This window comes from Arthrobacter sp. B0316-5-4, from assembly GCF_059090325.1.
The window spans coordinates 558429-572309 of the sequence record NZ_JBNHFN010000002.1; the positions used below are offsets into that span (position 1 = coordinate 558429).

General features: G+C 64.2%; 11 protein-coding genes. 6 read left to right on the forward strand and 5 right to left on the reverse strand.

Features of this window, described 5'->3' with window-relative positions; all coding sequences use genetic code 11:
* Window positions 1-7: 7 nt before the first annotated feature.
* On the forward strand, window positions 8-1357 hold the full coding sequence (locus AC5RU9_RS06910) for a hypothetical protein (protein WP_494015856.1): 1350 nt from the start codon (window positions 8-10) through the stop codon (window positions 1355-1357).
* Here the strand turns inward: AC5RU9_RS06910 and AC5RU9_RS06915 are convergent, their stop codons facing one another.
* The 3 genes from AC5RU9_RS06915 to rfbB all read right to left on the reverse strand — a co-directional run bounded on the left by AC5RU9_RS06915 (window position 1358) and on the right by rfbB (window position 6739).
* Window positions 1358-4141: a WecB/TagA/CpsF family glycosyltransferase gene (locus AC5RU9_RS06915; protein ID WP_494015857.1), complete on the reverse strand. Its 2784-nt coding sequence runs from the start codon at window positions 4139-4141 to the stop codon at window positions 1358-1360.
* A 178-nt stretch (window positions 4142-4319) separates the two neighbouring features.
* Window positions 4320-5741, reverse strand: coding sequence for a sugar nucleotide-binding protein (locus AC5RU9_RS06920; protein ID WP_494015858.1), 1422 nt, complete (start codon window positions 5739-5741; stop codon window positions 4320-4322).
* Window positions 5741-6739 (reverse strand): dTDP-glucose 4,6-dehydratase, encoded by a 999-nt coding sequence (rfbB, locus tag AC5RU9_RS06925; RefSeq protein ID WP_494015859.1) that lies wholly within the window; start codon window positions 6737-6739, stop codon window positions 5741-5743. Before rfbB ends, AC5RU9_RS06920 begins: the two co-directional genes overlap by 1 nt.
* A gap of 52 nt (window positions 6740-6791) precedes the next feature.
* Here rfbB and rfbA point away from each other — a divergent pair, with 52 nt between their 5' ends.
* Window positions 6792-7658, forward strand: a complete 867-nt coding sequence (rfbA, locus tag AC5RU9_RS06930) for a glucose-1-phosphate thymidylyltransferase RfbA (RefSeq protein WP_211712695.1) — start codon at window positions 6792-6794, stop codon at window positions 7656-7658.
* Window positions 7659-7679: 21 nt separating this feature from the next.
* Here the strand turns inward: rfbA and AC5RU9_RS06935 are convergent, their stop codons facing one another.
* Entirely contained in the window at window positions 7680-8612 is a 933-nt protein-coding gene (locus AC5RU9_RS06935) for an aldo/keto reductase (RefSeq protein ID WP_494015860.1), read from the reverse strand.
* A gap of 52 nt (window positions 8613-8664) precedes the next feature.
* Here AC5RU9_RS06935 and AC5RU9_RS06940 point away from each other — a divergent pair, with 52 nt between their 5' ends.
* Both AC5RU9_RS06940 and mshC read left to right on the forward strand, forming a co-directional pair.
* Entirely contained in the window at window positions 8665-9498 is an 834-nt protein-coding gene (locus AC5RU9_RS06940; RefSeq protein WP_211712697.1) for an undecaprenyl-diphosphate phosphatase, read from the forward strand.
* A 15-nt stretch (window positions 9499-9513) separates the two neighbouring features.
* A complete protein-coding gene (gene mshC / locus AC5RU9_RS06945; RefSeq protein ID WP_494015861.1) occupies window positions 9514-10791 on the forward strand; it encodes a cysteine--1-D-myo-inosityl 2-amino-2-deoxy-alpha-D-glucopyranoside ligase in 1278 nt (425 codons plus the stop codon).
* A gap of 79 nt (window positions 10792-10870) precedes the next feature.
* Here the strand turns inward: mshC and AC5RU9_RS06950 are convergent, their stop codons facing one another.
* Window positions 10871-11776 (reverse strand): PAC2 family protein, encoded by a 906-nt coding sequence (locus tag AC5RU9_RS06950; RefSeq protein WP_211712391.1) that lies wholly within the window; start codon window positions 11774-11776, stop codon window positions 10871-10873.
* 30 nt (window positions 11777-11806) lie between these two features.
* Here AC5RU9_RS06950 and AC5RU9_RS06955 point away from each other — a divergent pair, with 30 nt between their 5' ends.
* Window positions 11807-12619 carry an HAD family hydrolase gene (locus AC5RU9_RS06955; protein ID WP_494015862.1) on the forward strand — a complete coding sequence of 271 codons (813 nt, stop codon included), beginning with the start codon at window positions 11807-11809 and terminating at the stop codon, window positions 12617-12619.
* Window positions 12620-13783, forward strand: coding sequence for a site-2 protease family protein (locus AC5RU9_RS06960; protein WP_494015863.1), 1164 nt, complete (start codon window positions 12620-12622; stop codon window positions 13781-13783).
* Window positions 13784-13881 lie beyond the last annotated feature (98 nt).

Sequence of the window (13881 nt, forward strand, 5' to 3'; positions counted from 1 at the left end):
GTAGTCCGTGAAACGAAGGACAGCCGGGATCCTGGGGGGCGCCGCTTTGGCCAGCGTCGCCGTTGCGGCCGCCGTAGCCGCCGCCAGCGGGGTCCCTCCCTTCACCGGCGCCACGGTGCCCGGCGGCAACCAGCCCGCCCCTGCAGCGTCCCCGCCGGCGTCCTATGAAGGAGTGGCGCTACGGCCCGTTGATGGGGGCGCGGACTACTACGGCCGGTTCCCGAACGGTCTCCCCGCCGATCCGGCGTATTTCCCCGTTGCCGTCTGGTTTGAAAGTGTCCTGGACAAGGGCAACATCGCCCTGGACACCCAAGCAGGCCTCAATACCTACGTAGAGCTGACCGCCAACTCCGACCTCCAACTGGTGCGGGCCTCGGGCATGTACGCCATCCCAACCTTCGACTCTGCCGATGCCTCCGGTTTCGCACTCAGCGACGAAGTGGACATGTGGGCAGGACCGGGCAGCGCTCCCTGGACCGGAAAGTACCCTGGGGAAGGGCCGCTCTGCGTCCCTGAGGAGAGCAAGTGCGGTTACACCGTGCAGAAAGAACGCCGCGCTGTGGCCCCGACAGGTGCCATGCTCTACGCCAACTACGGCAAGGGAGTGGCCTTCTGGCTCTCTGATGAAGAATCCGTGGAATTCTTCAAGGGCGTCCAGGACGTCGTCTCCGCCGACACTTACTGGTTCACCGACCCCAGCATCTGCGCGAAAGGCGAAGGGGGCGCCATCGTCGGCTACACCCGGGACCTCACCCCGGGCGAATGCAGGCTGGCAGCCAACTATGGCTGGACCATAGAACGGATCCGAAAGCTGCAACCAGCCGGGAAGACCACCCCTATCTGGGCGTTCGTGGAAGCCGGGCATCCCTTCAAGGATTCGGCCAACGCCACAACCATCACTGCACCACAGATCCGGGCAGCCGTGTGGAGCAGCCTCATTCACGGTGCAAGGGGAGTGATCTACTTCAACCACAACTTTGGGGGCGACTGCATTTCCCAGCACGTACTGCGGGACTGTGGCACACAAGTCCGGCCCACAGTGACGGCACTGAACAACCAGATCACAAATCTCGCGCCCGTCCTCAACGCACCCTTCCTCGACGGCGCCACCACAGCCACCGGCCCGGTAGACCTCACCACCAAACTTCACGACCACACGGCCTACATCTTCGCCGGGGCCAACAAACAAGCCGGGGGCACGGCGACCTTCACCACCAAATGTGGCGGCAGCTCCGCCGTCGTCATCGACGAAGACCGGACCATTCCGATCCTCGACGGCCACTTCACCGATACCTTCCAGGACGGCAACGCCGTCCACCTCTACCGCATCGAAGGCGGCGGGAGCTGCGGCTTCTGACTAGCGGCTGCTGTCGTCCCGCTCCCAGGCGGTTGCGGGCCTCCGGCCCACCAACGGACGACGACGGCCCGCAACGGCGAAGGCGGCGTACACGGCGGCATCAACAGCAGACAGGGGCCCCTTCACGGACGTAAGCAGTTCGCGCAGGGTGCGGGAAGCCGACTGGCCCGCAAAACGTTCATCCTGCTGCGCATTCCCGCGATACGTACGCCGAAGAATAGCCAACAAGGCAGCCCGGCTCCGTGGCGTCCTCACCACCACAGGTACCGTGGGCAAAACGGCCTTCTCCGAACCACTGAAGAGACGATCCACGTAGTAGTCGTCCCCGGTCAGGGCAGGAAATTCGCCCAAACGATCATGCCCCGCACGGCTAAGGGCGTAAGCCCCCGCACCCCACAGTCCCTCCGCGTTGGCCGGCACCCGGCTCCGGGCCCTGTAGTAAGACCTCACCAGCGCAGAGGCGCCACTGGTGTCATAGCGGAAGGCCGGACGGGCAGCAAGCAAGGGACCATCGTCAAGGGCCCCCAAAACCTGCTCCAGCGCTTCGGCGCTGACCTCGATGTCCGCGTCGAGGTAAAGCCGCGGCCAAAGGCCCGCAACCTGGTCGGCGGCATTCAAAGCCGCGGTCTTGGAAGCAGTCTCAACGTGGAGCACACGCACCCCCTGGAACGTCGACGCGATAGCCTCCGTATCGTCCGTGCACCCATTACAGGCAACAACGACCTCCACAGGGCCCCAACCGAGGACCTCACGCAGGGATTCAAGCGTCCGGCCGATGACAGCTGCTTCGTTGTGCGCCGGAATGATGACAGCACCCGTGGGATGGGGCCCACCACCCGCCGCTTCAGCTGTGGCCCTCGTCGCATGCGGCAGCCGCTCCCACCGCCCCCGGCTGGCCACAGCAAACGCAGCCTCACGATGCCCCGGCTTAGCCATACGGACAAGCTCCCCAGCCAGCACGACGCCGGTAAATACCCTTAACCGGCCCGGCGCGGAGTACTTGGCCGCATAACGCACACGATTGACCGCCATCAACGCCGTCAGCTGCGGGGAAGTGCCCGAACCCCCACGTTCGTGCCACATCCGGGCCGACGGCTCAAACCAAATCGAACCACCGCACTCCCGGACACGCCGGCAGTAGTCCGTTTCCTCCGAGTACAGGAAAAACTGCTCATCCCAATCGCCCACCGCCCGCACGGCGTCGGCACTGATCAACATCGCAGCACCCGTCGCCCAATCCACCAGGTGCGCATGCCGGTAGCTCTCCGGGTCATAGTCCATCTCCGACAACCAACCAGGCCTGCCCTGCACCCGACTACCCAACGCCGCATCGCCCAGCGCTCGCAGAACGCCGGGCTCTCGCCGCAGGGACGGGTAGACAGTGCCGTCATTGTCCAGCAGGACAGGCACCACCATTCCAGCCCCCGATTCGGCCATCCTTCGACGCATGGCGGAAATCGCGCCCTCCTCTACCCGCAGGTCAGGGTTGAGGATCAGGTAGGCGTCAGCTGCCCCGGCTACGCGCATGGCCGCGTTGATTCCGCCCGCGTATCCCAGGTTGCCTCCCGTCGGCACGGCCAAAACGTCCGGATGCCTCAATAGTTCCAGCATGGTGCGCTGGTCCGGGGAGTTGTCGGCCACCACCACCTTGATGGTTTGTGCAGCGGTTTCCTGCCGCAACCCCGCCACCAAGGGCCCGACGTCGTCGGCGTTGTTGTAGGTAACCACCACGACGGCGACGTCGGCTTTGACCTCCACCGGAACGAACCGTCCCGGAGCACGGCCGGGCTCATGCTCCGGGACGGCCGGTACGTAGGCCGCCGTAGTGGGTACCGCGCCAGCGCCTGCGTGGGGTGTGGCCTCGCTGTGCATCCGCAGCGTGAGGTAAGCCCCCGGCCCGTCCACAAGGTAGCGGTGGGCAAGCCTCCTGGGTTCAAGCATCAGGCGCCAGGCCCATTCGAGGCCATGGCCGCTTACCCATGCTGGTGCCCGCATGATCCGGCCGGCGAGGAAGTCGACCACTGCGCCGAAAGCCAGCAGGACTTTGGCCCCGGTCGATGGCCCATATTCAGCGATCCAGAGCTCCTGCCGGGGCTTGCCCAAACCCACCACCAGGATGTCCGATTGGCTGGCAGCTATGTCTGCGGCCAGATCGGACGACGCCGTGACATCGCTGAGGACGGAACGTTCGGGTGCCCACCAGCCCGCGACCAGCAGCTCCGGCCGCTCCACGGCGAACCGTTCGCGGATGAGTGCCTGGGCTTCGGGTGATCCGCCCAGGAAACCCACCCGGAGCCCACGCTGCTCAGCGTGGTCAAGCAACGGTCCAATCAGGTCACTGCCGGCCAACCGTGGCCAGTCACGGCGGGTGACCCTCCGGGCTTGAGCCACCAGGGGAGCCCCGTCAAGCAGCGTTAGCCATTCAACCGCCCCGGGCGGGTTCAAGGTGCCCGCCCAACGGCTGCCGGCGCCGAAGTGCCGGAGATGATCGAGGTTGGCCGAGCAGACGCCCAGGGGTTGTGCGTTGCCCGCGGTGGCGCGGTCCACGATGACGCGCAGTGCGTCCTCGTGTTCCATCAGCTTCACCGGTGCGCCGCCAAGGTTCACCCACGGGTTTGTCACCTGGTTGGTGTCCTGGTCCGTAACCTCGTCCGCGGCCGGAACTGCAGGCGCGGGGCGTGAACGTGCGTCTGGCGTGAGCAGCAGGGCGCCGCCGTTGACGTCCACAGCAGTAGCTCGGTGGGGGAGTGCGGCCCTACGGGGCGCGATCTTCGGCAGCAGCATTCTCGGCTCTCCAGGCTTCGGGGTCCAGCTCAAGGCACAACTCATAGCCGGCGATCCGGGGCCGCTGCACAGCCCTGGGTCGCCGTGGCCAGCGTGCAGCTGGCCTGCCAGTTTGTTTACTTAAGGTGTCTCCCGGCCCGCCCTGACGGGCTGCCGTACGCCAACTGTAGGACGAATGTCACCTCTTCGCTAGGGTTTCCAACGCTTGGAGGTACTCCACGAGGCGCTCCGACGCGTCCGGGGGAGCGAACCCTGCGGCCCTGATTTTGGTTAGGTCCAGCACGCTGTTCCGCGGCCTGGGCGCGCTGTCCGGTCCCGCGTAGCTCGCTGTGCTGACAGGGGTCACCTGGAGGGGATCCGCCCCGCTCAGCCGATACACTTCCTTGGCCACCTGGGCCCACGAAACAGGCGTCCCGCTGTTGCTGATGTTGTAGGTCCCGTAGGGAGCCTGCGTGTCCAGCAGATGGCGGATGCCCGCGGCCAGGTCGCCGGCGAAGGTCAACCGGCCAAACTGGTCATCCACGACGCTCGGCGACGCTCCGCGAGCAGCCAGGGCCGCCATGGTCCGTACGAAGTTCTTCCCATCGCCCACCACCCAGCTTGTCCTGACGAGGTAATGCCGCGGTACCGTCGACGCCGCCAGGTCGCCGGCGGCCTTACTCTGGCCGTACACCCCCAGGGGGCTCAGGGCCTCGTCCTCGCTGTGCACCTCCGCCGCGCCGTCAAAGACGTACTCACTGGAAAGATGGACGAGCGTCAGTGAATGCTCGACGGCGGTACGCGCCAAGGCAGCCACGGCGCCTGCGTTGATCAGCCAGGCAGATGCCCGGCCTTCGGTGGTTTCTGCGGCGTCCACAGCGGTGAACGCCGCTGCGTTGATGACAGTGGAGTAACTGGCCCAGTTGACCGAATCGTAGGAATCCGCCGAGGTGATGTCGAACTGTCCGTGCCCTGCGAAGTCCACCGTGGCGTCGCCCGAAAAAGCCTGGCGGAGCGCCGAACCCAGCTGGCCGTCGGCGCCGAGGATCAGAGTGCGCTTTTTCTGCATCGGACTGATCTCTTCCAGGCGCGGATGCTTCCTGTCCTGGAGAGACACAGTTGCCTGGTCCACGGGAATCGGCCAGGGCACGGCGACGTGCTCGTCCGCGAGGTTCAGGAAGGTGTAGTCCGCTTGGGCTTCCGGGCTCCAATGGTCGTTGACGAGATAGGAGTAGACGGTGCCGTCCTCAAGCGTTTGGAAGGCGTTGCCTACGCCTCGCGGGACGAAGATGGCTTCGCCCGGAGTCAGTTCGGCAGTGAACAGCACGCCGAAGGTGGGTCCTTCACGCAGGTCCACCCACGCGCCGAAGATCCGGCCGGCGGCCAACGAAACAAATTTGTCCCACGGCTCAGCATGTATTCCGCGGGTGGTGCCGCGTTCGGCATTGAACGAAATGTTGTTCTGCACAGGACCGAAGTCCGGCAGCCCGATGTCCATCATCTTGCGACGGTGCCAGTTTTCCTTGAACCATCCGCGGCTGTCCGAGTGAACCGGAAGCCGGAAGAGGGTCAGCCCCGGAATGGTGGTGGGCAGGGACTCCAACTGGCGTGCCGCTTCCATCAGTGGCCCTGGCCCGCGTACTTCGACTCGGTCGCGGCCTTCTGGGGACGCCACCAGTCCTCGTTGTCCCTGTACCACTGCACGGTGTCCGACAACCCGGCGTCGAAGTCCCGGTAACCCGGCATCCAGCCAAGTTCCCGGCGAAGCTTGCTGGAGTCAATGGCGTAGCGCAGATCGTGGCCGGGCCGGTCATGGACGAGGTCGTAGGCGTCGCGGGGTTTGCCCGCAAGCTCAAGCAACTTCTCAACCACTTCCCGGTTGGACCGTTCGCCGTCGGCTCCGATCAGGTAGGTCTCACCGATCCGCCCGGCCTCGAGGATCCTCAAGACCGCCGATGAATGGTCTGCCACGTGGATCCAGTCACGCACGTTGAGCCCCTGGCCGTACAGCCTGGGACGTACGCCGTCCAGGATGTTGGTGATCTGGCGCGGAATGAACTTCTCCACATGCTGGTACGGCCCGTAGTTATTGGAGCAATTGCTGATGGTCGCCTGGAGCCCGAATGAACGCACCCACGCGCGTACCAACATGTCCGAGCCAGCCTTCGTGGCGGAGTACGGACTGGTGGGACGGTAAACGGAGTTCTCGGTGAATCTGCCCGGGTCGTCCAAGGCCAGGTCGCCGTATACCTCGTCCGTGGAGATGTGGTGGAACCGGGTACCGTACTTCCGCGCCGCTTCGATGAGCGTAAACGTTCCCAGCAAATTGGTGTCAAGGAACGGGCGTGGGTCCTCCAGCGAGTTGTCGTTGTGCGACTCTGCCGCAAAATGGACCACCGCATCAACAGAGGGCGACAGGGAATCCACCAAGGCGGCATCGCAGATGTCGCCTTGAACAAATTCGTAGCGGTCAGAAGGCATTCCCGAAAGCGAATCAATGCTACCGGCGTAGGTCAGTTTGTCCAGGACAGTGACATGGAGGCGGGTGTGCTCCATGATGAAGTGAACGAAATTGCATCCGATGAATCCGGCCCCGCCGGTGACAAGGATTCTCTGCATGGCCATAGCGTAACCGCAGAATACTGCGGTGCGCAGCGGGAGAGGACGGTAGATGCGCGGAATTATTCTTGCCGGTGGTACAGGTTCCCGGCTTCATCCAATTACGCTCGCAATTAGCAAGCAGTTGGTCCCTGTTTTCGACAAACCGATGATCTATTACCCGCTGTGCACCCTGATGCTTGCAGGCATCCGCGACATCCTGGTCATCACCACACCTGCTGACGGCCCGCAATTCGAGAATCTCCTGGGAAATGGTTCCCAGTTCGGGATCAACCTGACGTACGCCCGGCAGCCGACCCCGGACGGTCTCGCCCAGGCGTTCATCCTGGGCGAGGAACACATCGGGGCCGGCAAGGTGGCGCTCATCCTGGGGGACAACATCTTCAACGGCCCCGGCATGGGCAACCAGTTCCGCCACTACGCCGACGTCGATGGCGGCGCCATCTTCGGATATTGGGTCAAGGACCCAAGCGCTTATGGCGTGGTGGAATTCGACGACGACGGACTGGCGGTGTCCATCGAAGAGAAACCAACTGAGCCCAAGAGCAATTACGCAGTTCCAGGCCTCTACTTTTACGACAACGACGTGGTATCCATGGCAAAAGACCTGAAACCCTCGCCCCGCGGGGAATTGGAAATCACGGACATCAACCGCAAATACATGGAGCTCGGAAAGCTGCATGTGCAGAAGTTTCCCCGTGGCACGGCCTGGCTGGACACCGGAACCTTCAGCGACCTGAACGACGCGTCAAACTACGTGCGCACCACCGAAAACCGGCAGGGCCTGAAGATCGGTGCCCCGGAGGAAGTGGCGTGGCGGATGGGTTACCTGAACGACGACGAACTGCGCCAGCAAGCCGCAAAGTTGGCGAAAAGCGGTTACGGAAGCTACCTGCTGGATATTCTGGATCGCCACTAGGTTAAGCCCCGGAGCCGGTGGCTACGCGGCGGAAACATCCTCCAGTGCGCGCGATATCTCAGCGGGCAAAACCGTCAACTGGGCGTCGAGGAGCTCTTTGAGCTGGACGGCGTTCCTGGGGCCCACGATGGCCGTGGCAACGCCGGGCCGGGAAAGCAGCCAGCTCAAGGAAACGTCCAGGGGAGATCTGCCCAGGCCGCGTGCGGCCATGGCCACAGCCTCAACCACCCTGGACGCGCGTGGCTCAAGGTAGGGCTCCACATACGCCGCGAGGCGGCTTTGGGCGGCACGCGAGTCGGCAGGAATTTGTCCGCGGTACTTGCCGCTCAGGACACCCCGTCCCAGCGGCGCCCATGCCATGATTCCCAGCCCGGCGTCCTCCACCGCGGGAATGAGTTCGTCCTCGGCCCTGCGCTGGACCAATGAATATTCAGACTGGTTGGCCACCAAAGTGAAACCCGCAATGGCCGCGGCCTTCGCTGTCTGCCAACCGTTGTAGTTGGAGATGCCCACGTAGCGCGCCCGCCCGGTCCGCTGTGCCAGCTCCAGTGCGGAAAGGGTCTCCTCCAAGGGAACGTTGGGATCCCACTCATGGGCGAACCAGATGTCCACGTAGTCGGTTCCGAGCCTGGCCAGGCTGGCGTCAAGTGCCGAAAGCATTGCGCCGCGTGAAGCGTTGACGCTGCGCCTGGCCTCAGTGGACGACACGCCCGCCTTCGTGGATAAAACCACCTCGGACCGTGCCACGACATCACCCAGCATTGACCCGACCATGGCTTCCGCCCGGCCTTGGCCGTAGGACGCTGCGGTGTCTATGACGGTGCCGCCTGCAGCAACGAACGCGTGGAGGACCTCGGCAGCGTCCTGCTCATCAGTTTCCTGGGCCCAGGACATGGTGCCGAGGGACAATGAGGACACGCGAAACCCGCTGTTTCCGACATAACGCTGCTGCATAGCTGCTAGCTTACGGGCAGTTCCCAGTCTTCATGACGTAGGGTCTATTCACGTGAACTGGATAGAAGCAGCCTTGCTGGGCCTCGTGCAGGGCCTCACCGAATTCCTCCCGATCTCCTCAAGTGCGCACCTGAGGATCGTCGGATCATTCCTTCCGGGCGCCGCGGACCCCGGCGCCGCTTTTACTGCGATCACGCAGTTGGGAACCGAAACCGCCGTCATTGTGTACTTCTGGCGTGACATCGTCCGGATCGTCCGCGCCTGGTTCGGCTCCTTGAGCGGCAAAGTGGCGCGCAACGATCCCGATGCCCGCATGGGTTGGTTGGTGATCCTGGGCAGCCTGCCGATCATCATCCTGGGCCTGCTGTTCCAGGACCAGATCGAATCGGTGCTTCGCAGCATGTGGATCGTGGCCACCATGCTGATCGTCTTCGGCATGATCCTGGCCGTTGCCGACGCCACCGGGCGGCAGGAACGCGACCTCACGCAACTGAGCTACAAGCACGGCATCCTGTATGGGTTCGCGCAGGCCATGGCCTTGATTCCCGGCGTTTCCCGTTCCGGCGGCACCATCACCGCCGGCTTGCTCATGGGCTACACGCGTGAAGCCGCAGCCAGGTACTCCTTCCTGCTGGCCATTCCGGCTGTGTTCGGAAGTGGCCTCTACCAGCTTTACAAGACGGTCTCGAAGGAAGGTTTGGCCGGCCCCTACGGCCTGCCCGAGATCGCTTTGGCCACCGTCATAGCCTTCGTGGTGGGCTACGTCATCATTGGGTGGTTCCTGAAATTTGTGTCGACCAGGAGCTATCGGCTTTTCGTTTGGTACCGGATACTCCTCGGCCTGGCCTTGTATGTCCTGCTCGGTTTCGGTGTCATCAGTGCCTAGCACTAAGGTTGAGTCGTGAAATCGTGGACTTCCCGCCCTGTTCCTGAGCTGCCCGGCAGCATGCCGCAACTACGCCTCTTCGACACTGCCCTGGGCCGTGTCGTGGAGGTAGAGCGGCAACCGGAGCAATCCATGTACGTCTGCGGCATCACGCCCTACGACGCCACGCACATGGGGCACGCCTCGAGCTACGTTGCCTTCGATCTCCTGAACCGTGCCTGGCGCGATGCTGGAATCCGGGTGTCCTACGTGCAAAACGTCACCGACATCGACGACCCCCTGCTTGAGCGGGCCAACGCCACGGGCGTCGACTGGCAAGACCTTGCCCAGAGCCAGATTGAACTGTTCCAGACGGACATGGACGCACTGAACGTCCTCGCACCGGATCACTACATCGGCGCCGTTGAAGCCATCCCGGACATCGTGCCGGCCATCGAGCAGCTCATAGCCGACGGCGTGGCCTACCGTGTCCCCGGCACCGATGGGGAACCTGACGGCGATGTCTATTACGACGTCGAAACGGCTGGTAAGCGGTCCGATGCCACAGACGCCTGGACCCTGGGCGACGTGTCGGGACTTGGCGAGAACGACATGCTGGCCCTCTTCGCGGAGCGCGGCGGTGACCCGGCCCGGCCCGGTAAACGCCACGCGCTGGACCCGCTCCTCTGGCGTGTCGCCCGCGAAGGCGAGCCAAGTTGGCCCGGCGCGAGCCTCGGAGCCGGCCGGCCCGGCTGGCACATCGAGTGTACGGTGATCGCCCAGAAATACCTTCCGGCCCCTTTCACAGTCCAGGGCGGCGGCTCGGACCTGGTCTTCCCGCATCACGAGATGGGAGCCGGCCACGCATATTCGCTCTCTGGGGTTCCCTTGGCGCGTCACTACTCCCACGCGGGCATGGTGGGCCTGGACGGCGAGAAGATGAGCAAGTCCAAGGGAAACCTGGTCCTTGTCTCCAAACTTCGCGCAGCAGGCGAGGAACCAGCAGCCATCCGCTTGGCCATCCTCGCCAACCACTACCGCTCGGACTGGTCATGGACCGATGAAGGCTTCGCTGCAGCCAAGGAGCGCCTGGCGCAGTGGCGGGCCGCCCTGAGCCATGCCCCGGCAGGTTCCTCGGCCCCCTTGCTTGCGACCATGCGCGCCGGACTGGCCGATGACCTCAATGCTCCCGCAGCCCTTGCCGCCGTCGATCAGTGGGCCCAGGAGGCACTGCGTGCCGGCGCCGAGGGGTCGGCTGAGGACAAGGCCGTCATCTCGGATGCCGTCAACGCGCTGCTCGGCGTGGAGCTCTAGCTGGACCCTTTTGCGAACAAACGCCAACGGCCCTGACATTCCTGTCAGGGCCGTTGGCGTTTACCGGTGTTGGGATCGGTCAGGGACGGTCCTTGCCGCGCCGCTTGAGGTACCGTTCAAACTCGCGGGCAATGGATTCGCCAGAGGCTTCCGGAAGATCGGCCGTGTCCTTGGCTTCCTCGAGTTGCCGCACGTACGCCGCGATCTCCGGGTCCTCGGTGGCGAGTTCGTCAACGCCGCGTTCCCACGCCTCGGACTCTTCGGCAAGTGCCTGGCTGTCCAACGGGACCTGGAGCAGGTCTTCCACCTTGTGCAGGATCGCGAGCTGGGCTTTGGGGGAGGGAGGCTGGGCAACGTAGTGCGGCACCGCGGCCCACAGTGAAACCGTCGGCAACCCTGCGAGCATCGCAAATTCAGCCAGGACGCCTACGATCCCCACCGGCCCCTCGTACTGGGAGGCCTCCAGATTGAGGCGTTCACGCAGCGAGCTGTCCTCAGTGCTCGTGCTGACCGGAATGGGGCGGCTGTGCGGCACATCGGCCAGCAGGGCGCCCACCAAAATAACGGAGTCGACCTTGAGCGCCTCCGCGTGGACCAGCAATTCGGTGGTGTAGGCACGCCAGCGGTAGGAAGGCTCAGTGCCCAGCACGAACACCACATCCACGTTGCTGTCCGGAACGGCGGCCTTGTAGATCCGGGTGGACGGCCACTTGACCTTCCGCGCACCCGACGACGTGCGGCGCACGGTTGGCCTGGTGAACTGGAAGTCGTAGTACTCCTCGGCGTCCACCGTGGCAACCTTCTTGCCATCCCAGAGCTTGTTCAAATAGTGCAGGGCGTCGCTGGCGGCCTCTCCGGCGTCGTTCCAGCCTTCGAACGCGGCGAGCATCACGGTGACGCGCTGGCCTTCCGCGGGTTCCTTGAGGAAACGCTCGGGCTCCGCGGTGATGTCCTGTCCTTCGGGGGTCCCGTCCACACTGTTCATCCACTCACCCTACGTCCAAGACCCTCCGGGATGCATGGCATTTCACGCCGGTGCGTGTCCCTTCTTCGCCCACAGCGCAATGCCCGAACTGCCGCCCGTCCGGTTCCACGTAGACTTGAAGCCATGCATTCCTTACCCAGCCAGCCCCTCCTCAAAGCCGTGCTCTGGGATATGGATGGCACCTTGGTGGACACCGAACCCTACTGGATAGCGGCTGAACGCGCCCTGGTGGAGTCCCACGGCGGCACGTGGTCGCACCAGCAGGCCATGCAGTTGGTGGGCCAATCACTGCTGCATTCGGCAGCGGTCCTCCAGGCAGCCGGCGTCAAGCTTGAGGCCCGCGAGATCGTGAATACCCTCAGCGCCCAGGTCATCGAGCAGGTTCGCCGGAATGTTCCCTGGCGGCCAGGCGCACGGGAACTCCTTGATGAACTTCACCAGGCCGGTGTCCGGTGCGCACTGGTGACCATGTCCGAAGGTCCCCTGGCCGGAGTGGTGGTGGAAAGCCTGCCCAAGCCGTACTTCGAGTTCATGGTCACCGGCGACACCGTCACCAACGGAAAGCCACATCCCGAGGCCTACCTCACCGCGGTTGAACGGCTCCGCCTGGACGATCCCACCTTGACCATCCACCATTGTGTCGCGCTGGAAGACTCGGTTCCCGGAGCCACGGCCGCCATTGCTTCAGGCGTCGTGACCGTGGGCATACCCCACCAGGTACCGCTGCCCGAAGACCCCCGCATGGTCTTGTGGGACACGCTCACAGGCCGGACTGTGGATGACGTGAGGCAACTCATCGTCGATCACTTCCCGGCTGGAAACGTTCTTGAAAGGGCCAACTAGGTGAGCAGTCCCACCACACCGCATCACGCCTCCGCCAAGAAGGAGGGCATCCCGCTGGGCAGGATCGCCGGCATTCCGGTCTACCTTGCGTACTCGTGGTTTGTTATTGCCGGCTTCACCGTCATTGTCTACGGGCCGGCACTGCTGGTGCAGATGCCGCGCCTGGGCCTGGGAGCCTACTTCGTGGCATTGGGCTACGCCCTGCTGCTTGCCATCTCCGTGCTGGTTCACGAACTGGCACATGCGCTCAGCGCCAAGGCCTTCAAATGGCCCACGGAGAAGATCGTCCTGAATCTCTGGGGCGGCCACACGCAGTTTGAGAACTTCACGGCCTCGCCGGGACGTTCGGTCGTGGTGGCACTGGCCGGGCCTGCTTCGAACTTCGTCCTGGCAGCCGCAATGTGGGGAGTCCTCTCGGCCGATGTGCTGAGCGGCGTGTCCGAAATCCTGGCCAACATCCTCATGTGGGCCAATCTGCTGATCGGCCTGTTCAACGTGCTTCCAGGTTTGCCGCTCGACGGCGGCCGTTTGGTGGAATCCGCTGTATGGAAAGCCACCGGAAGCCAGGACAAGGGAACCATTGCGGCCGGCTGGTCTGGCCGGATCATCGTCGCCGCATTGGTCATCTGGTTCATCGCATTGCCTCTCCTGAGTGGCGCTCCGCTGGATATCAGCCTGATGCTCATCACCGTCCTCGTCTGCGGCTTCCTCTGGATGGGCGCCTCCAGCTCCATCCACCACGCCAAGCTCCGCAGCCGTCTGTACCTGGTCAGCGCGGCGGGCCTCGCGGAGCGCGCCGTCGGCGTGCCGAACTCAGCCTCCGTGGCCGATGTGCTGGACATCGCTCCGAACGGCAGCCCCGCCGTCGTCATCTGTGGACCCGACGGTAAGCCGCAAGGTGTCGTGGACCCGGGTGCCGCCGCCCTGGTGCCGTTTGGGGCCGCGACGACGACGCCGGTCACCGCGGTGGCGCACGCCCTGGGCGCGGGGGCTTATGTCCCTGAATGGTCCAAGGGACAGGAACTCATTCAGTACTTGGCACGCTTGGAAGGGGGCGAATACGCTGTGGTGGACCACAACGGAATCGTCACCGGCCTACTGCGCCAGCAGGCCGTCGTGACAGCCATTACAGGTAAGGAAGCCCGCCGCAGCGGTCGCCCCTGACCCCGTGGCCGGTAGAGTTACATGCCGGCCGTCATAGCAAATAACCCCACGGCTTTTTGGCGCCCACCAGCCAGCAACACGTCGCGGCCCAGCCGTAC